The sequence below is a fragment of the Marisediminicola sp. LYQ85 genome, from assembly GCF_046600695.1.
Lineage (GTDB): Bacteria > Actinomycetota > Actinomycetes > Actinomycetales > Microbacteriaceae > Marisediminicola.
On record NZ_JBKIWO010000002.1, the window covers coordinates 151,636 to 170,920 of the forward strand.

The following is a 19,285-nucleotide window of genomic DNA, read 5'->3' on the forward strand; positions in this document are numbered from 1 at the left end:
AGCCGTCACACGGATGTCGGCGGGGCGGGCGTCTCGGGAAGGCCGGACTGCAGCGCTCGCAGCTGACGCACGAAGTCTCGGTGGCGCATCTGCCGCTCGAACAGTCCGAGGCCGAGCCCGGCGATGAGACCGACGACAAGCGACGCGAAAATGACGAGCAACGGTGTCGACAGCCCGGCCGACCAGGTTTCGGCCCCGATGAAGATCCGGCACCCTGTGGCAACCACCCCCGCAGCCCCGATGCCCGCGGACACCATCCGATACTGCGGAGACCTCTCATCCCACCGGTCGGTAATCAGCAACGCCGCGAGCGACCCGACGGCCGCGAGTGTGGCGACAAAAGCACCTGCGGCCCCGGAGAAGACGATGTAGAGAGGCGCGTCTTGCCATGACCCGGCGACGACCGCGAGCGCGACCCCGGCGAGCATCCCAAGCACAGCTCCGCCGACGATGCCGAGGCTGAACAGGGCGAGCACCCGCAGTAACGACCGCCCGCTGCGGGTGGGCGTCGCCTGAGGTGCGTCATCGGTCACCCCCTGATTGTGCCGCGCTCGCGCGTCATCCCCCTAGCGAGGTCGGCGGCTTCGACGCAGCTTCTCAGGAGCACTCACATTCGACTCTGACGCGCGGCCGCCTCACTGAGGCAGAGGACGCAGAGCATCCGCGGGCACCGGAAACGGAACGGTGTAGTAGATCTGTGGAGCATCGATCGCACCCCAGTCGTCTTTCTTCACCCGGATGCGCTCGGGCGTGACCTCGGCCACCCGCACCCGCAACCAGTCGCCGTTCTCCAGTCGCAGCTCGTAGGCGTCGGCGAGGTAGCCGATGCCGAGCGCGTCGAGAGTCTCTTCGCCGACCAACCAGTCGACGACCTCGGTGCGCGGCCACCCGAGAAGGTCGATCGCGACGAATCCGTCATCGATCGGCTGCATCCACCCGAGCAGTTCGCCGTCGACGCCGCGTCGGTGCTCGATCCAGTCGGTCTTCATGCCGCCAGTGTACGGATGTCGACACAAAACACTTGCCATATCGGAAACTCTCCGTTTAGACTTGCCGCTATGGAAAACGACTTCTCGAACCGACCGTCAGCCGCCGAGGCCGCCGCGAGTCTCGACGACCTCGAACTCGACCGCCACACTCTCGCCGAAGGCGCACGGGTGCCGCGAGTGCTCACGGCAGCGCTCGGCGGTGTCGCCGCCTGGTGGGTCGGCATGGCGGCATCCACCACTCCCGGCGCCGACTACGAACCTCCGAACACCGCGTGGCTGGCCGTGGCCGCCGTTCTGGTGATCGGCTATCTGATCCGTCGCGAGCTCGGCGTGAAGTTCCGCGCGATCGGCGCGAAAGCGGTCGGCGCCCTCGTCGCCATCCTCGTGCTGTGCCTGGCGCTCTACTCGGTGTCGCTCGGTTTCGTCTCGTTCGGGCTCACGTGGGCGGTCGCCCTCACGAGCCTCGCGGCGTTCGCGCTCGTCACCTGGCTCTCCGGCGTCGCCTACCGGTCGGCCCTCGACAACCTCCGCCGTGGCTGAGGCGCACTTCGACGAGGTCATCCACGCACCCATGCGGCTCCGCGTGTGCGGACTCCTCCGCCGCGTCGACGGCATGGACTTCGCCGTGCTGCGCGACACCCTCGAGGTCTCCGACGCGACACTCTCGAAGCATCTCAAGACGCTGACCGAGGCCGGCTACGTCACTCTGAAGAAGAGCGCGTCGACAGCGAGAACGGATGCCCGGCGCATGACGTGGGTCAGCCTGACGGGTGACGGGCGCACCGTGTTCGATGCGCACATCCGGGCTCTGCGGGAGATCGCAGGCTCGGCGGACTGACGCAGCTCCCGAGACTGGAACGTGCACGGGACTGGGCGACGAACGGCAACCCGCGACGCCCCTCGATTAGGGTTTCCGAATGCGCGAGCTTGAGCGGGATGGCTACGTCAACGTGCGGGATCTGGGCGGTCTGCCGACATCCCTCTCTCCCACCGGCTCGACGATTCGCGGGCGGATAGCACGCGGGCCACGACGAGAACTCCTCACTGACATGGGATGGGCCGACGCGCGAGCATGGGGGCTCACCACTGTCGTTGACCTCCGATGCGAGCACGAGATCGGGCGTCGCGAAGAAGACCCGAGCGTGGCGGCGGACGGCGCCGACGGCCTGACGCTCCTCAACACCCCGACAGAAGATCAGGACAACGCCGAGTTTCGCGAGGTGTGCTTTCCGATTCTCGACTCACCCGAATACTGGCAGCACAACTGGCGCATCCTGCCCGACCTCGTCCGACGCACGTTGCGGTCTATTGCGTCAGCGCCCGCCGGCGTGCTCGTGCATTGCAGCGCCGGACGAGACCGCACCGGGATGATCTCGGCTCTGCTCTTGGGAAACGCGGGAGTCGCCCCCGACCGGGTCGCCGAGGATTACGCAGAGTCCGTGAAAGTTATGGCGGGAGCACTTTCGAACACCCCGACACATGATCGCCAGGCGTCGTGGGATGCTGCGCAAGTCAGCGAGTGGATCGACCAGACAGCGCCGATCGTTGAAGATCTTGCCGCAGACACGGACCGCATCTTCGACAGCCTCGGTCTGACGCAGGATGACCGCGACCGACTTCGGAACGCCCTCACGCAACCATGACCACATGATTCCGTGACGCTGAGCGCTCGGCTGGGTCGATCGCTTTACGGCCGCCACCCCTCCTGCTCGCGAATGGCCTTCTGAATCCGCACGCTGATCTCGCGCAACTGCCCGCGCTGCGCCTTCGTCAGTGGGTCGAGCACAAGCTGCCGAACTGACCGAACGTGCGCGGGGGTCGCCGCCTCGAGCACCCCGAGCCCGGCCGCGGTGATCGTCGCCAGAGTGGACCGCCCGTCCGCGGGGTCGCGACTCCGCTCGGCCCACCCGCGACCTTCGAGCCGGGACACCGCTCGCGAGAGCCGCGAGAGCGAGCTGTTGGCGAAGCCCGCGAGGACGCTCATGCGCAGCGCATGGTCGGGCGCATCGGCGAGCGCGAAGAGGATGCCGTACTCGAAGTGGGTCAGGTCGAAGCCGCGAACCAGTGGGGCGTCGAGTGCGGGCGGCAACCACTCGAGCAGGGTCGCGAGCGACGCCCACGCGTCGAGATCATCGCCGGAGAGACGCTGCAGGCCGTCGGGATCGCTCATGCCCCCAGCCTACGGCCTTAGTTGACTGAGCAAGCAAACATCCGTACGTTGTTGCTTGCCCAAGCAACTAACTCGGGCGCTAAGACGAAAGGTCGATACGACCATGGACATGCAACTCACCGACAAGCGCGCCTTCATCAGCGGGTCGACCCAGGGCATCGGATACGCGATCGCCCATGCCCTCCTGCGCGAGGGCGCCGCTGTGGTCATCAACGGCCGCGACGAGACGCGGGTGCAGGAGTCGGTCGCGACGCTTCAGGCCGAGGTGACCGGCAGCACCGTGACGGGCATCGCCGCCGATTTCGCGAACGCAGGCGACGTGCGCCGTCTGCTCGACGAGCTCGGCAGCGTCGACATCCTCGTCAACAATGTCGGACTCTTCGACGTCACCCCCTTCGCCGACATCCCCGACGACGATTGGGCGCGCTACTTCGAGGTCAACGTGATGAGCGGCGTGCGACTGTCGCGCGAGTTGCTGCCCGCGATGCTCGAGTCCGGCTGGGGCCGCATCGTGTTCATCGGAAGCGAGTCGGGCGTCAACGTCCCCGCCGACATGCTGCACTACGGCGCGACAAAGGCGGCGTCGCTCGCGGTGAGCAACGGCTTCGCCAAGCTCACCCGCGGCACCGGCGTCACGGTCAACACGATCCTCGGCGGACCCACCTTCTCCGACGGGGTCGCCGCCACGGTCGAGTCCATCGCCGAGACCCAGGGGATGCCAGCGGATGCACTCAAAGCGGCCATCATTGGACAAAACCGCACCACGCTGGTCGAGCGCTTTCTCGAGCCCGACGAGATCGCGAACCTCGCGGTCTACCTCGCGAGTCCCCTCTCGTCCGCGACGAACGGGGCGGCAGTCCGGGCCGACGGCGGCGTACTCACCGGGATGCTCTAGACGCAGGGGCGGGCCCCACAGTTCTCACGCCGACCGTCTGCACTGTCTACTGTGTCGCCATGACCTCTCGATTGCAGATGCGCCTCATCCTTATCTTCGGAGTCATTCTCACGGTGGCTGGCCTCGCGCTCCTCGTCGTGACGCTGTCGCAGCCAGTGATCTTCGGATGGTTCGGCTCCGCGCCACTCTCGCCCAATGTGTTCGCGCCCGGCCTCAACGTCTATTCCACCCCGCAGGTTATGAGTGCGGGCGTGCTGATCGTCGGTCTGCTAGTGCTGACATTCTGGGCGGGGTTCCGCGTCGGGAGTCACCGTCGGGTAGCCACCAGGCCCCGGCCACCGATTGACTAGCGGCATGACGAAGGCATCCGACTCCGCCACCTGGAACGCAGTCCACACCGAACGGCGCGCGTTGATCCGCGACCTGGAGTCGCTCGAGCCGGGCCGGTGGACCACCGCGTCGCTGTGCCCCGGGTGGGATGTGCACGACGTTCTCGCCCATCTCGTCGACTCCGCCAAGACGACCCGGCTGGGCTTCGTCAGGCGGATGCTGGCTGCCCGTTTCGACTTCGACCGCGACAACGCGGCGGGAGTCGCCCGCGAGAGGACGCGGGATCCGGGCCGCACCCTCGACAGATTTCGGTCGGTGAGTTCGAGCACATCCACCCCACCGGTGGCTCTGGCCACACGCCTGGTGGAGGCCTACGTTCACGGTGAAGACATCCGTCGCCCGCTCGGCATCGACAGCGACTATCCGCCCGAGCACGTCGCGACCGCGCTGGCGTACCAAGTCACAACGAGCGTGAAGATCGGCGGAGGAAAAGAGCTCGCCCACGGCTGGCGCCTGGTTGCAACAGACACGGAATTGGTGCACGGCGACGGACCGGAAGTGCGCGCACCCGCAATTGCGCTGTTGCTCGCGATCTCCGGGCGCCCCGTGTCTGCAGCCGAGCTCGGCGGGCCTGGAGCACCTGCATTCGCCACAACGATCACGAAGCCGTCGTGACGGGGTAGCAGAGGAGCCCGATCCGAGCGGCGAGTGGTTGAATCAGACCATGACCGACCCCGCGGGTGACGAGCTGCGGGCACTGCGCCGCAGAGCCTATGGGCCAGCCGCAGACATCCACCTGGATCCGACGGCTGCGCGACGCCTCCGTGAACTCGAAAGCGGTGGGGCAACGTCGGAGTCTGCGGATGCCGTCGCCCCCGACACTGTGGCGAGTCGGATCGAGTCGCCGTCGCCTGACGACACGGCACACGCCCCTCCCGCGGAGCACCAGTCAGAATCAGCAGCCTCGGAGCGGCGCACAATCCGCTTCGCGCCTCGCCGTTCGACGGTTCTGGTTGCGCTCGCCGTGGCCCTCGTAGCGGTCGCGGCGATCGTGTCGCTCACGCTCGTGCAACGGGTGCAGACCGACCCACTCCAGGTCGGCGCCACCCAGGTGGCGCGATTGTCGGTCGATCCCGACTACGACGCACCCGCCATCCTGAGCGGGGCTCGAGCCAGGGGCTTGGTCGCCTACGACGACTTCTATGGGCTCCGCGCCGTGGTGCAAGAACGCAGCAGAACCAGCCCGGATGACGAGTGCATGATCATCTACCAACCCGAGCTACTGGAGGTCTCGGACTCGGGTTACTCCTACTCGGGTCAGGTGTTGCTCCGCGCATGTGCCGCAGGGGTCTTTCCCGCCGCTATCGCTCTCCCCGTGCCAAGCGACTTCCCCGAAGAGTTGCGCGAGGTCTACCCCGAGGGCACCCCGCTGCAGTTCGTCTACGACAGGGGCAACAACGAGATCGTCGTCTTCGAGGGGTAGCGCGGCAGAATCGATTCAGGTCGCTCTTCGGGAACCCGAGACGACCGTCAGGACCGACGCGAACACCAGCGCGACACCCACCCCCTGAACCCACGTGAGGGTCTCCCTTGCGGCGAGCCCGCCGATGAGCAGCGCGACGATCGGGCTGAGCAGGCCGAGGAATGCGGGCATCCGGGTCGGCAGCATTGCGATGCCCCGGAACCATAGGAGGTAGGCGAGGGCGGTGCCGACCAGGGTGAGATAGAGGTACCCGGCGATGTTCGTGGGCGACGGCGCGCTCGTAGGCAGAGGCTCGAAGACGGCCGTGAGCGCGGCGAGCAAGACTCCACCGGCGATGAGCTGCCACGCCGTGGTGGCGATCGGCGGGTGCCTGTCTGACCACTTCTTCGCGAGCACCACTCCAACCGCCATCGAGATCGCTCCAGCTACTGCCGCTGCGACACCGATGAGATCGAGACCGGCTTGCGAGCGCAGCACGATGAGCGCGACACCGACGAATCCCCCGGCTCCCGCCGCGATCACCGTGCCGCTCATGCGCTCGGAGAGCACTCGCGACGCGAGAATCGCGACGAGCAGCGGTTGGATGCCACCCACCACTGCGGCCACACCGCCGGGCAGACGGTCGGCCGCCACGAAGAGGAACGCGAAGAAGGCACCGATGTTGAGCGCCCCGAGCACCGCCGACTTCCACCACCAGGCACCCTGCGGCATCCGTCGCGCGATGCACAGCAGCAGCAACCCCGCGGGTACAGCCCGCAGGGTCGCCGTGAGGAGCGGGTGGTCGCTGATGAGAAAAGTGGTGGAGGTGAAGTACGTCGTTCCCCACAGCAGGGGCGCGACCGCCGTCACCATGAGAACCGACCAGTATTTGCTAAGCACTTAGCAATACTACCTAAGTACTTAGCGATATGATGGTGGGATGGATGCAGTCGATCGAATAGTCGAGCAGTGGCGGGTAGAGCGACCCGACCTGGACCCCTCCCCCATGGTGGTGATCGGACGCCTGAGTCGAGCGTCCGCGATCGTGGATGCGCGACTGGCCGCCACCTTCGCGACCCACGGCATCGACGCGGCGACGTTCGACGTGCTGGCGACCCTGGCGCGCCAGGGCGCGCCCTACCGGATCACCCCCGCCGAGCTCGCCGCGAACAGCATGATCACCACGAGCGCCGTGGCTCAACGGCTGAACCGCCTCGACGGCCTCGGACTCGTGACCCGAGAGCCCAACCCCGACGACGGGCGAGGCAAGTTCGTGCAGCTCACCGCCGCCGGCCGCACACTCGTCGACGCCGTACTGCCCGACCATCTCGCGACCGAGGAAGAACTGCTCTCGGCGCTCTCGCCCGACGAGCGGAACACGCTCGCTCAGTTGCTATCGCGCCTCGCAGCGAATAGCTGAATGACCACAGCCCTCAGCTCGCGTCATCCCCGTGCACGAGGTCGGAGATCTGCTTCTTGATCTCGTTGAACGCGGGCGAGTTCACGTCGCGCTCGAGCTCCCGAGGCACCGACACGATCTCTTTCACGTGACCGGGGATGCCGCGTGAGGCGCCACCCGTCATGACGACCACACGGTCGGCGAGAAACACGGCCTCTTCGATGCTGTGGGTCACAAAGATGACGGTGGTGCCCGTCGTCTTGTGGATGCGTGACAGCTCCACCTGGAGGCTCGACCGGGTGAGGGCGTCGAGCGCCCCGAACGGTTCGTCCATGAGCAGCACCGACGGCTCGTTCGCGAGAACGCGGGCGATCGCCACGCGCTGCTGCATTCCGCCCGAAAGCTCGTGCGGGTATTTGCCGGCCACACGACCGAGCCCGACGACGTCGATGAACCGGTCGGCGATCGTTCCCGCGTTGGCTCGAGCAGACTTGCGCTGCTTCGGCCCGCACATCACGTTCTCGCGCACGCTCAGCCACGGAAACAGCCCGTAGTCCTGAAACACGACGCCCCGCGACGGACCGGGTTTCGTCACGGCGCCACCGTCGACCGCGACCGAACCCTCGGTAGGTGTTTCGAAACCCGCGATGATGCGCAGAAGCGTGCTTTTGCCGCATCCGCTCGCTCCGACGACGGCGATGAACTCGCCGCTCTCGACCTCGAGCTCGACGTCGGCCATCGCGGTCATGCCGGTGCCGTAACGCTTGCTGAGCTTGCTGATAGAGATGCCGCCGGCCTTCGTGGCGACAGGAGGGGTAAGTGTCGTTGTCATGTCGTGCTCCTTCTGGTCGAGCAATCAGTCGAGTAGGCGGTCACGCGCTTAGCGGATGAGGGGCCGGCCACGCAGGCCGAGCTTGATGAGGCCGACCATGATGCGGTCGCTGAGAAAGCCTGCGAGGCCGATGATGATCATTCCGCTGACGATGAGGTCAGTGCGGCTCGTGTCCCGCGCTTGCGAGATGACCGACCCGAGCCCGATGTTGATGCCCACGGTCTCGCCGACCACGAGAATCACCCACGAGAGGCCGAGTCCGATGCGGAGCCCGCCGAGAATGCCGGGAGCGGATGCCGGCACCACAACCTTGAGCAGCGTGCCGAGTCGGCTGATGCCGAGCATCGCCGCGGCCTCGAGCAGGCGGGGCGACACGTGCATCACGGCCGTGATGGTGTTGAGGAGGATCGGAAAGAACGCGGCCAAGAAGATCAGGAAGATGGTGGCCTGGTCGCCGAACCCGATGATGAGCAGGCTGAGCGGCGCCCACGCGGTGACCGGAATCGGGCGGATGAGGTTGACCGTGGGGTCGGCGATGCGGTTGATCAGTTTGAAGCGCCCCATGAGCACCCCGAGCGGAATGGCGAACGCGGCGGCGAGCAAGAAGCCGTAGAGCACCCGCTGCGTGCTCGCCCACAGGTGGATCCAAAGCGCGCCACTGAAGGTGTCGTTGAAGATGCCGCCGAACGCGAGATCCCACAGGCGTTCCGCGGTCTCGAACGGCGTCGGCAGGTAGGACATGCGGATGCCGAACGGCAGCTCCCACTGCATCGTCACCCCGAAATGCCACAGGAAGCCGAGCACGATGGGCAGCGGGATGCCTATCGCGGCGATGCGCGCTTTCGACATCGTGCGGCCGGCCATGCCCTGAGGTTTCAGTTCGCCGGTGCCGGCGGTCGGAACGGCGGCAGGTGTCACGGGCGGGTCGAGTGTGGTCTGAGTCATGGTCGTTCCTCCGGGGTCACAAATCGGGGGTCGCAGTTCGGGGGTCGCAGATCGGGGCGCCATGTTCAGAACCGTGGCGGGCGGCCGGAGCGGTGAAGCCCCGGCCGCCGTGGCGAGCTGTTATTCGAGCCGTCTACTCAAGAAACTGGGTGTCGAAGATGTCGTCGGTTGACGGCGCTTCTTCGATCGTGGTGAGCAGTTCCATCTGCGCGGTGAGGGCGTCGACCTGGGTGAGGTATTCGTCGCTGATGTCGTAGCGCAGCCAGATGTTCTCGATCGCGGTGTCGACGATGTCTTTCTCGAGGCCGAAGGTCTCGACGAGTCCGTCAGACCATTCCTCGGTGTTCTCGAGCATGTAGTCGATCGACTCGGTGTGCATGTCGACGACGCTCTGCACGAGTTCGGGGTCGGATTCGATGAGCTCGGTGGTCGTGATGAGGCCGAGGTTCACGCGCCCGACCTCGGTTTCGTAGGGCGACGCGATGATGTGGGCGCCGTTCTGCAGCGCCGTCGAGGGGCCGAGCTCGGCACTCAGGAACGCGTCGATCGATCCGCCCTCGAATGCGGTCGCCATGTCGCTGAACGGCAGGTTGATGAGGTTCACCTCGTCGATGTCGACGCCCGCCTCCGCGAGGGTGAGGCGCAGGAGGATTTCTTGCGACGAACCCTGCGGGTAGCCGACGTTCGCCCCGACGAGGTCGTCGAGGGTTTCGATCTCTTCGCCTCCGACGAGGTTCGACCCGCCGTCGGCGGCGCTCGCGACGACTTTGATCTCTTCGCCCTGGCTGATGCCCGAGACCGCCGACGGGATGCCAGCGATGCCGAAGTCGATCGACCCGCTCACGATCGCGTTCTTGATGTCGGGCGACGAGTCGAACAGCACGATGTCGATCTCGGTGCCGTCGGGGGCGAACTGGTCGTAGAAGTAGGGCTGGTAGAGGTGCGGCTGGCCGCGGAGGGTGCCGATGGTCACGGTTCCCTCTTCGGTCGAGCCACCTTGGCTGTCGATGGCACATCCGGCGAGGCCGATGCCCACCATGGCGGCGGCGGCGGTTAATCCGATTCCCTTGAGTACGCTCTGTCGCTTCACTAAAATTCCCTCGTGTGTGATGTTCCCTAGTGGTTCATTGCCGTTGCGGCTGAAGGTCTGAACTTCAGCCGCAACTCTCTTCGGTCGGCTACACGGCCTGCTCCTGCAGGTAGGCGAGCCAGCCTCCGAAAGCTGTGATGTCGGGTCCGCCGACCTGGGCGGCTTGGAAGCCGCTCACGGTGCGCCCGTCGTCGAGAAAGATCGGCCCGATGGACATCGGGGCCGTCAGTTGGGCGACGACCTCGCCGAGGCCCGCGGGTGAGAACATCCACTCCTCACCGACGATCGACTCGCCGTTGCCCGGTTCGTAGACGAGGCCCGGCCGTTTGATGGGTCCTGGCACGTCGTAGAGCCGGTAATCGGCGCTCGTCTGCACGAGGCCGACGAGCCTGCCGCCCGCGGCTTCGAGCTGCGCGTTGAGCGGTTGTCCCGACAGGTGGGCGCCGAACACGACGAGCGACGTGGCGCCGTCGACGACGAGCGGCGGGTCTTCGTCGAGCATGAGCGCGGCGAGGTCGATGCCGACCTGGTCGGCGAATCCGCGGGTGACGAAGGTGACGCCAAACATGCCGCCGTCGGCTTCGCCCGCCGGGATCGCGACGGCGGCGAGGTCGAAGAGGTTGACGAAGTTCGTATACCTGCCGAGTCGCGAGTTGACGACGAGAGGGTCGGACTGCACGTCGGCGATGGTCGGGTGCTCGGGCGCGGTCGGGAGCAACAGCGCGTCGAACCCGTCGAGGGCCTGGATGCCGCGCAGCCGTTGCTCCTGCACGAGACGCTGGTCGCGCGCGAGGTCGGTTGCCCTGAGCGTCCACGCGTTGGTCGCGATAGTGAGCACCGACGGGTCGGCGTGCTCAGTGTTGCTGGTGACGAAGTCGCCGAAGGCGTCGTGTCGTTCGGCGACGAGGGCTCCGCTGTAGAGAAGGCCGGATGCATCCATGAACGGCGTGATGTCGATCGGCGCCGTCTCAACGCCCCGCGCGTTCAGGTCGCGCACGGCCGCCTCGAATGCGGCACGCGTTTCGGGCGAGAGCCGCGCGAGCTCGGCGTCGTCGGGCACCGCGACGCGAGGCCGCGCCGGTGCGGCGAGCGGGGTGAACGCGGGCCAGGCGCGGGAGTAGGGGTCGCTCGCATCCGCCCCCGCAGCCACCCGCAGAACGTCGGCGGCGAGGCTCATGGTGGGGGCGAAGATGCTCACGCAGTCGTAGCTGATCGAGGCCGGCACGACTCCGGTGACGGGGATGACCCCGCGGGTCGGCTTGAGCCCGACGAGCCCGTTGTAGGCGGCGGGCACGCGGCCCGACCCTGCGGTGTCGGTGCCGAGCGAGAAGTCGACGATGCCGCTCGCGACGGCCACGGCCGAGCCGGAGCTCGAGCCTCCCGACACGCGCTCGGGCTTGATCGCGCTGTGCACGACGCCGAAGGGGCTGCGGGTGCCGACGAGTCCGGTGGCGAACTGGTCCATGTTGGTCTTGCCGATGACGATCGCGCCGGCTGCGACGAGACGGGAGACGACGGTCGAGTCAGCGACGGGCTCGTACGAGAAGTCGGGGTGGGCGGCCGTCGTCGGCAGGCCTGCGACGTCGATGTTGTCTTTGACCGCGAAGACCGTCCCATAGAGAGGGAGCGCCTCGCCCGCAGCGAAGCGGGCGTCGATGTCGGATGCCGCGGCGAGCACCTCTTCGCGCGACCGCACGGTGATCCACACCTCCGGCTGTGCCGCAGCCTCGAGTCGCTCGAACGCGGCGAGCACCCGGTCGTGGGCGACGGATGTGGTGACGGCGGTGGTCATCGGCGCGGCTTCTTTCGTGGGGCTGGTGGTGTGGAGCTGCGCTGTCATTGGCTGCGGCGTCATCGGGCGAGGAAGGCTTGGGCGGCGTTGCCGGCCGAGAGCATGGACGCCGACACCCTCGACATGACGACGTCTCTCGACTCGCCGATGTGCTCGCGCAGCGCCGCCTTCGCGCCGGGCATGTCGTCGCTGAGCGCCAACTCGCCGATGGCGATGTGTTCGGTGATGGTGGCGAGCATCCGGTCTTCGGTGACGTAGTCATACATGCGCACGGGGCGAATGCGCTGGTTGACCTGGCGCAGAAAGCGGGTGAGGGCGGCGTTGCCGGCCGATCCGAGGAGGGCGGTGTGAAAGCGCTCGTCGTTGGCGACGAAGCCGGCCTCGGGGGCGGGAACGTTGGATCGCAGCGAACGCCACCAGTCGACCTCAATCTCGAGCGCGGTGTGGTCGCGTTTGAGGGTCGGGTTGTCGATGAGGCGGTCGAAGCCGCGCAGTTCGAGGAGGATGCGCAGCTCGTAGTAGTCGACCATCTCGTCGAAGCTCGGCATGTACATGAAGAAGCCGCCGTCGCGTTTCTCGATGAGTCCGTCGGCGGTGAGTCGGGCGAGGGCTTCGCGAACCGGGGTGCGCGAGACGGAGAACTTCTCCGAGAGTCGCTCTTCGGCGAGGCGGCTCCACGGAGAGATGCGGCCCGACATGAGCTCGTCGCGCATAGCCAGGTAAACACGCTCGCTGTGCGGAACGCGCTTGCTCAGCTTCTCGGTATCCGTCGCTGTATCCATAGTTGTATACAGTGCTCGGCGGATGTTTCAGCCATCGTTTGAGCGCATGACGCTTGTGTTACGTATTCGGCATACCGGTCGCGCGAAGAGGCGAATCTGCGGCGCCCCTGGCGGGAAAAGCGGAGCGGCCGCTACCAACCTCTGGGTCTCGCGATGCTCGACTAACAGATGCGATTGCCGTAGTCGCCCTAGAACGCGGTTGTCGCCCGCCACGGATACTGTGGTGTCGAGAACGACGAGCCGGGGGAAAAGGGATGTCGAAGACGACGGAGTTGTGGGCGCCGGACCATGCACTGGTGCGCGAGATCGAGGAGCAGTTCTCCAGTGCCATCTTGGCGTATGAGGCCAAACCGACCTTGGTGACCGAACACGCGAATCACGAAGAGTCAATTCGTACAGGTGGCTATGCGAATCGGACGTTGCTTGAGCTTGTACAGAATGCCGCCGACGCCATGGCAGGGAATCCCGACGACGCAGACATCGGACGGGTGGAGATTGTTCTCGACCCCGCGACGAAGACGCTTTACTGCGCAAACTCAGGCAGACCGTTTTCAAAGACCGGCCTCATCGCTATCACTCATGCGCACCTGAGCGGAAAGCGCGGTGACGAGATCGGCCGTTTCGGACTTGGCTTCAAGTCAGTTCTTGCAGTGACCGATTCCCCGCAAGTGATCAGCCGGTCCGTCTCGTTCGAGTTTAATTCTGCCGCGGCGCAAGCCGCGATCGGCGGGATCGGTTCCTCCAGCCGTCGCTTGCCAGTCCTTCGCACGGCAACCCCGCTCGACGCCGCGGAGGTGATCAACTCGGACCCAATTGTTAGGGAGCTTGCGACCTGGGCGACGACGATCGTGCGTCTTCCTGATGTGGCTGGCGGAGTTCGCCTCCGCCGAGAGATGGAGACCTTTTCATCGGAGTTCCTCTTGTTTGTCGGCGCGGTTCGTGAAGTCCGACTCAGCGTGCTCGGTGAAGATGGCTTCGAGACAAGTCACACGTCCCGTGATCTTGGCGCGGGCCGCTTCAAGATTGAGCGGCCAGATGGAGGCGGCGATGAGTGGCTGGTCGCAGAGCGTATGCACGCGCCGAGTTCCGCTGCTCGTCGGGAAGTTGGAGAGGCCGTATCCCGGGACCAAATTAAGGTCAGCGTCGCGGTGCCGCTCAAACCACGGAGGGCGAACCCCGAGATCGGCGATCTTGGCACGCAGACCGGACAGTTTTGGAGCTACTTTCCGCTTCAAGACAGGACTTCAGCGACGGGTTTCTTCAACGCTCCGTGGAGTGTGAACGACGACCGGACCACCCTTCTCCGCAACGGCTACAACCGAGAAATTCTGGCGACACTGGCCGCGATGTTTGTTGAACTCCTGCCGCGCATTAGTACTGAAGACGACCCCGCACTTCAACTCGACTATCTGCCTGCCCGTGGACGCGAAGCGATCTACTTTGGAGACGAGGTGTTGTGCGCGCTTGTTCCTCCGCTGGCGGTAGCCGCGGAACTCATCCCAGACGGCACCGGAGTCCTTCGCGACCCCGCCAGCTTGCGCCCGCTCGACCTGACGTGCGATTGGAAGATTCCCGAGATCGCTCATGAGGCGTGGGTCGCATCGCCCAACACTGACAAAGACGTTCCGCATTGGAGGTGCTACAGCTCGACTCAGCGCGCTGCGAGACTTCGTCAGCTGTTCGCGGTCAGCGTTCATCCCGATCGGTTTGACGACGATGGGCGGGACATGAAGCGTGCGCTGGAGCTGGCGCCGAAGCGGGGTGTCCAGAGTTGGCTACGTGAATGGGCTGAAGGCGCAGACCCTGAATCCGCGGCCAACGCGCTCAAAGTGGTCATCGCCAATCGAGGCATGGATGGTGCGGAGGACGCCCGCGTCGTTCCGACTAATGATGGTCTCCGCGCGCTCCGAGACCGGAGCGTCGTGTTCCTGGCGCAGGCCGACGATCTCGAGATCGATGGTGCCGTGTTCGTGTCGCCTGAGTTTCTCGAGTACCCGGAAGTCGACAAGACCTTGCGTCGAGCTGGGTTTCGCGACCTCGATCCGTTGGCGATCTTCACCGCTCGTCTGAGCCGGCTGACCTCCTCAAACGACACGGAACTCCAGATGAGGTTCTGGGATGCGGCCCTGGGGGTCAACTTGCGAGAGGCGCTCGATGCTATCCGGGCCAACCCGAATGCGCAGGTGCTCGTTCCGACGCGCGACGGCGGGTGGCGGCTGCCTCAACAGGTACTCGATCTGGACGGCGAGCTGCCCGACGCCGACGGGGGACTGCTTCTGGATCGGGCACGCTGCCTTCCCGCTTTGGCGCATCACCTCGGTGTCTCAGATTCCCCTCGGATGAACTTCTCTTTCGAGGACGAGTTCGCTGCGATTGAGTATCAGGACTGGGTGCTGGCCGACTTGAACCGCAAGCTGAGTCCCGGGGACCGTCCAATAGACCGAATCGCCCTCTACCCAACGCGCGAGCATTCACCCGGTCCATTCTCGGCGTTGCCACTCATGAAGGAATCGGGAGCCAGCGATCAACTGCGGGAGGCATGGACGAGGAAGTTGCTCGAGTTCGGGGATGCGCCCTGGGATTGTGAAGACACTGCTAGCGGCGTCTCGTACCGAGTGCCCTCGCCGGTTCGCTGGGCAATTGACCAAGCCGGACTCCTTAGTAGCTCACTTGGGTATCGCGAGCCCGCCGACCTCGTGGCACCCTCCCTCGTTCAGTTCAGGGACCTACTTCCACTCTACGAGGGGCCTCGGGGCGTCATCGACACGCTTCGACTTCCTACCGAGCTTGCTGAGGTTCCGGATTTAGTGCTGCGGGCTGCGCTCGATGTCGAGATTCTTCCGCCCCAGTTCCCTGACCTGTTGCTCACCGAGTTCATTCTGCAAGCAACCGCTCGTGCGTATCGCGGCACGCACCCAGCGCGCATTCCTGCCCGGGTTGGGCGGATTATCGAGTCCTGCGCAACCAGTTCCGTGTTCGTGGCCGTCAACGAGGAGCAGCGGGACTATCTTGCGCAGCACCAGCGCCCGTTCCTGCTGAGCACTGAGTCGCAGGCTGATGACCTCGTCGACCGGGTTGGCTGTCTCCGATTCGAAGACAGTTTCACCTTCTCCACGCGGATCGAGGGGCAGCAAGATTCGGAACGCTTGCTTGACCTATTTACAGGGTTACGCGGTTGGCAATTCCGTGAGGATCTGAATAGCGTCAGCGTTGCGCGAGCTCACACGATCGCGAAGTGGGTCACAACCGAGGATGGCGTCGAAACTCAATCGATGGATCATTATCGCGACGGCGTGACTCTCGTCATTCAAGCCGTTCTAGACGAGCGCGCCACCCTGCGTCTGGTCGGCGAAACGTTCAACCTCGGCCTCAATAACGCGGACATCGAGCAAATCCTCCAGGTAGGACTCAGCCACCAACTTGAACTGCTGCGTGAAGCGGCAGTGTCTGCATCGACGAACATTGACAAGCTCGAGGTCTACTTCGGAGACGATGATCTGCGGGATAAATTACCAAAAGGTCTATGGAATGGCCTCCAGGCCCAGGGCCTCATCGCGAGGGACACGTCGGTTGCGGGACTCTGCCTCTCCGTCTACGGGAAAGACACGATCAGTGAGCTTGCAGACCTGTTCCGACGCGCGGGATTTCCCGACGTCCCCACGCAGTGGGCGGGCGGCGGCGCGACAGTCTCTTGGCTGCGCAAGATGGGGTTTGGCTCGGAGTTCGCTGGCCAGCGCACCCAACGCCAGGAGGCTGAGTTTGTGGTTCCCGGTGCGACGATACTCCCGGGGCTTCATGACTATCAGCGGCAAATCAGCGACGATCTTCGCGATGTGCTGCGCGAGGTGGGCGATGCGGGGCGACGGGCGAAAGCAATGGTCGAGCTCCCTACAGGAGCTGGTAAGACTCGCGTCGCTACTCAGACCCTTCTCCAGCTATTCATCGACGGCGAACTCAAGGGCCCCGTACTTTGGGTTGCGCAGTCGCAGGAGCTTTGCGAACAAGCTGTTCAGACTTTCAGCGAGGTGTGGCGAGGGCTGTGCACCGAGCAACGAGTTGACTTGCCACTCACGATCGGTCGACTTTGGGAGCACAACAACGTTCACCGGCCGGACACCGACCTCAGCATTGTGGTCGCAACTGATGCCAAGCTCGAAGTCGTCCTCGACGGCGCTGAGTACGAGTGGTTGAGTCAGGCAAGTGCGGTCGTTGTCGACGAGGGTCACGTGGCGGGAACCTCGACTCGCTACACAAGGATCTTCAATTGGTTGGGTGTCGATGGACGAAGGTGGGATCGGCCACTCGTCGGCCTCTCGGCAACACCGTTCAAGGGAACGTCCGCGCAAGCGACCGATCAGCTTGCCGCCCGATTCGGTCGCCGGAAGCTTGTTGCTTTCGAAGCCAACCCTTATCAGGAGCTCGTCTCTCGGGGTGTCCTGGCGCGGGTTAGACACCGAGTCCTGGAAGGGGCGAAGATCGACCTCTCCGACGCAGAGCAGACAGAAGCCATGCGTACGAACCGCATTAGCGGCACGGTGCTCGATCGAGTTGCTGCCGACCACGCCCGAATGGGCCTTCTCGTGAACAACATCCTCGATCTGGAACCGGACGCTGGACGATCAGTACTCGTCTTTACGCCAAACGTTCTCTCAGCTCAGGTGCTCGCCGCAACGCTCCGCTTCCGGGGCGTCGATGCTGCTTCAGTGAGCGGTCAAACCGGACGCCAAGAGCGCCGAGACGTTGTCAGGAGCTTCAAGGACGGGGCCATCCAGGTCTTGACCAACTGCGATTTGCTCACCCAGGGCTTCGACGCGCCGGGTGTAACCGCGCTCTACATCGCGCGACCGACCTTCAGTCCAAACGCATACATCCAGATGGCTGGACGAGGACTACGTGGGCCGAAAAACGGCGGCAAGGACGAATGTTTGATCGTCGATATGGCTGACAACTTCGGCAGTGCGGACATCAACAATCTCCTCGGGTACCGCGAGTACGAGGAACTCTGGCAGGAGCAGAAGTCATGATTCTCAGCCCTGACTTACACGACGTAGAGACCAGCGCTCAGAGCGGAGCCGAGCGACGCATAGCTCGGCTTCTTCACGCTATTCCCAGTGCTGAGGCTGTGGCATTTCATTCGGTAAAGCTTCGCTCGCACGAGTACAAGCAGATGGCGGAGGCAGACTTCGTAGTGCTATGGAAGGGCGCCGCGATCGTGATCGAAGTGAAAGGAGGTGGTGTCAAGAAGTTTGATGGAGCCTGGTACTCGGTCGACCGCAACGGGGACCCGCATCGCTTAGGGACCTCGCCGATGGAACAAGCGCGATCAGCAATGTTTGCTCTAAAGAAAATCCTCGGCGAGGACGGGCTCGGATGGTTTCCCGCGGCGGCGGCGGTGATTACGCCGGATATCGACGCGCCGCCTTCGTCTCCCGAGTGGAATTCGACCCACTGGCTCGCGAAGGACTCTATGACAGGAGCTGCGCTTGCCAGCGCGCTCGACATAATTGCGAAATCTGCTCCGGCGTCTCCCCGCAACGTCCGCCTTGCGCGGACCGAAGAGCTCCGAGCGAGACTCTTCGGGGAGTTCTCACGCTTGCCGGTGATCGACGCCCAGCGCGGCGCCGTAATCGACGAACAGAATACAGCGACCAAAGAGCAGGCGCGCGTGCTCGCTGGGCTAGCTAAAAATCAACGGATCATCGTGCTAGGGGGAGCAGGAACGGGAAAATCCGTTGTTCTGGCCGAGGCAGCGAAACAAGAAGCTGAAGCTGGCCGTTCTGTTCTCGTGACGTTTCGATCACCGGGGCTTCGGCGCTTCTTCGAACCACTACTGCTCGGTCGTGAGATCCAGATCGTTGAGTTTGACGCGCTTTCAACTTCCAGACGATTTGACGTTGTTCTTGTCGACGAGGCGCAGGATCTCATGTCCGCAGAAGCCATGGATGTGCTTGATCGGGTGTTGGTCGGTGGCCGCTCGCGCGGTCGATGGCGAATGTTTCTGGACCCGAATAATCAGGCTCAAGTCCATGGCCGCTTTGATGCTGACGTTTTGGAGCTCGTCGCTTCAGACGCAATGGAGTACGACCTCAGCAAGAACGTAAGAAATACGAGAGCGATCGTTCACATGGTCCAGGAGTATCTGGGAGCCGACGTGGGCGATCCCGGAATCGTGAATGGCGAGCGTATTCACTGGGAGTGGACCGCCGAAAGCCCAACCCTCGGCGCTGCGCTCGAAGTTGCGAGAGAGTTGAAGCGAGATGGGGTACGCCCAGCCGACGTTTGGATTATCCCTGTCTCGGCAGATAGCGACTGCGACGAGTCTCGGGATGGATTCCGTGTCTTGAGTCCCCGCGTGGGAAAAGGCCTCGAGGCTGAACACGTCGTCGTTTGCGACCTTCCTGCTGTGTACGACGACGCTACGCTCGCTGCCCTGTATGTTGCAGTGACCAGGGCTCGCGTGACATTGCATCTCGTAGCCAGCGAAGCCGATAAGAAGCGACTCAAGGCGCTTGAGCGGATCGTCGGACGCGAATCATGACACTAACTTCACCGCAAGCCGAAGCGCTTTCTCATCTCCGGCGGGCCTACCTGGGGCCTGA

19 protein-coding genes are annotated in these 19,285 nt (G+C 64.5%); 10 read left to right on the plus strand and 9 right to left on the minus strand.

Translation table 11 applies throughout. From position 1 onward, the window contains the following. Positions 1-5 precede the first annotated feature (5 nt). On the minus strand, positions 6-533 hold the full coding sequence (locus ACLHG5_RS09025; protein WP_411318512.1) for a hypothetical protein: 528 nt from the start codon (positions 531-533) through the stop codon (positions 6-8). 102 nt (positions 534-635) lie between these two features. After that, positions 636-989 (minus strand): hypothetical protein, encoded by a 354-nt coding sequence (locus tag ACLHG5_RS09030; RefSeq protein WP_411318513.1) that lies wholly within the window; start codon positions 987-989, stop codon positions 636-638. 69 nt (positions 990-1,058) lie between these two features. On the opposite strand from ACLHG5_RS09030, the gene ACLHG5_RS09035 reads away from it, so the two are divergent. The 3 genes from ACLHG5_RS09035 to ACLHG5_RS09045 all read left to right on the plus strand — a co-directional run bounded on the left by ACLHG5_RS09035 (position 1,059) and on the right by ACLHG5_RS09045 (position 2,632). Beyond that, positions 1,059-1,529 carry a hypothetical protein gene (locus ACLHG5_RS09035; RefSeq protein WP_411318514.1) on the plus strand — a complete coding sequence of 157 codons (471 nt, stop codon included), beginning with the start codon at positions 1,059-1,061 and terminating at the stop codon, positions 1,527-1,529. Continuing rightward, a complete protein-coding gene (locus ACLHG5_RS09040; protein ID WP_411318515.1) occupies positions 1,522-1,827 on the plus strand; it encodes a transcriptional regulator in 306 nt (101 codons plus the stop codon). Before ACLHG5_RS09035 ends, ACLHG5_RS09040 begins: the two co-directional genes overlap by 8 nt. 79 nt (positions 1,828-1,906) lie before the next feature. Then, complete coding sequence (locus ACLHG5_RS09045; RefSeq protein ID WP_411318516.1) at positions 1,907-2,632, plus strand: tyrosine-protein phosphatase; 726 nt, start codon at positions 1,907-1,909, stop codon at positions 2,630-2,632. A 44-nt stretch (positions 2,633-2,676) separates the two neighbouring features. Here ACLHG5_RS09045 and ACLHG5_RS09050 read toward each other — a convergent pair whose 3' ends face one another. Next, positions 2,677-3,159 (minus strand): MarR family winged helix-turn-helix transcriptional regulator, encoded by a 483-nt coding sequence (locus ACLHG5_RS09050; protein ID WP_411318517.1) that lies wholly within the window; start codon positions 3,157-3,159, stop codon positions 2,677-2,679. Positions 3,160-3,262: 103 nt separating this feature from the next. Here ACLHG5_RS09050 and ACLHG5_RS09055 point away from each other — a divergent pair, with 103 nt between their 5' ends. Genes ACLHG5_RS09055 through ACLHG5_RS09070 form a run of 4 tightly spaced genes read left to right on the plus strand, consistent with a single transcriptional unit; the run spans position 3,263 to position 5,867 of the window. Continuing rightward, complete coding sequence (locus ACLHG5_RS09055) at positions 3,263-4,054, plus strand: SDR family NAD(P)-dependent oxidoreductase (protein WP_411318518.1); 792 nt, start codon at positions 3,263-3,265, stop codon at positions 4,052-4,054. 59 nt (positions 4,055-4,113) lie between these two features. After that, positions 4,114-4,404: a hypothetical protein gene (locus tag ACLHG5_RS09060; protein ID WP_411318519.1), complete on the plus strand. Its 291-nt coding sequence runs from the start codon at positions 4,114-4,116 to the stop codon at positions 4,402-4,404. A 4-nt stretch (positions 4,405-4,408) separates the two neighbouring features. Next, positions 4,409-5,059, plus strand: a complete 651-nt coding sequence (locus tag ACLHG5_RS09065; protein WP_411318520.1) for a maleylpyruvate isomerase family mycothiol-dependent enzyme — start codon at positions 4,409-4,411, stop codon at positions 5,057-5,059. A gap of 49 nt (positions 5,060-5,108) precedes the next feature. Next, complete coding sequence (locus ACLHG5_RS09070; protein ID WP_411318521.1) at positions 5,109-5,867, plus strand: hypothetical protein; 759 nt, start codon at positions 5,109-5,111, stop codon at positions 5,865-5,867. Between the two features lie 15 nt (positions 5,868-5,882). Here ACLHG5_RS09070 and ACLHG5_RS09075 read toward each other — a convergent pair whose 3' ends face one another. Beyond that, positions 5,883-6,746, minus strand: a complete 864-nt coding sequence (locus tag ACLHG5_RS09075; protein WP_411318522.1) for an EamA family transporter — start codon at positions 6,744-6,746, stop codon at positions 5,883-5,885. Positions 6,747-6,786: 40 nt separating this feature from the next. On the opposite strand from ACLHG5_RS09075, the gene ACLHG5_RS09080 reads away from it, so the two are divergent. Continuing rightward, positions 6,787-7,266, plus strand: coding sequence for a MarR family winged helix-turn-helix transcriptional regulator (locus ACLHG5_RS09080; RefSeq protein ID WP_411318523.1), 480 nt, complete (start codon positions 6,787-6,789; stop codon positions 7,264-7,266). A 13-nt stretch (positions 7,267-7,279) separates the two neighbouring features. Here ACLHG5_RS09080 and ACLHG5_RS09085 read toward each other — a convergent pair whose 3' ends face one another. The 5 genes from ACLHG5_RS09085 to ACLHG5_RS09105 form a co-directional block, all read right to left on the minus strand. Then, positions 7,280-8,077, minus strand: coding sequence for an ABC transporter ATP-binding protein (locus ACLHG5_RS09085; protein WP_411318524.1), 798 nt, complete (start codon positions 8,075-8,077; stop codon positions 7,280-7,282). A gap of 48 nt (positions 8,078-8,125) precedes the next feature. Then, the gene (locus tag ACLHG5_RS09090; RefSeq protein WP_411318525.1) at positions 8,126-9,022 is read right to left on the minus strand and encodes an ABC transporter permease; all 897 of its coding nucleotides are present in this window, start codon (positions 9,020-9,022) and stop codon (positions 8,126-8,128) included. Between the two features lie 133 nt (positions 9,023-9,155). Next, positions 9,156-10,112, minus strand: coding sequence for an ABC transporter substrate-binding protein (locus tag ACLHG5_RS09095; protein ID WP_411318526.1), 957 nt, complete (start codon positions 10,110-10,112; stop codon positions 9,156-9,158). Between the two features lie 88 nt (positions 10,113-10,200). Then, complete coding sequence (atzF, locus tag ACLHG5_RS09100) at positions 10,201-11,904, minus strand: allophanate hydrolase (RefSeq protein ID WP_411318527.1); 1,704 nt, start codon at positions 11,902-11,904, stop codon at positions 10,201-10,203. A gap of 59 nt (positions 11,905-11,963) precedes the next feature. After that, a complete protein-coding gene (locus tag ACLHG5_RS09105; RefSeq protein ID WP_411318528.1) occupies positions 11,964-12,686 on the minus strand; it encodes a GntR family transcriptional regulator in 723 nt (240 codons plus the stop codon). 254 nt (positions 12,687-12,940) lie between these two features. Here ACLHG5_RS09105 and ACLHG5_RS09110 point away from each other — a divergent pair, with 254 nt between their 5' ends. Together ACLHG5_RS09110 and ACLHG5_RS09115 are read left to right on the plus strand one after the other, a co-directional pair. Further along, positions 12,941-17,710 (plus strand): sacsin N-terminal ATP-binding-like domain-containing protein, encoded by a 4,770-nt coding sequence (locus ACLHG5_RS09110; protein WP_411318529.1) that lies wholly within the window; start codon positions 12,941-12,943, stop codon positions 17,708-17,710. Next, complete coding sequence (locus ACLHG5_RS09115; protein ID WP_411318530.1) at positions 17,707-19,224, plus strand: NERD domain-containing protein; 1,518 nt, start codon at positions 17,707-17,709, stop codon at positions 19,222-19,224. The genes ACLHG5_RS09110 and ACLHG5_RS09115 overlap by 4 nt, the downstream gene beginning before the upstream one ends. Positions 19,225-19,285: the final 61 nt, after the last annotated feature.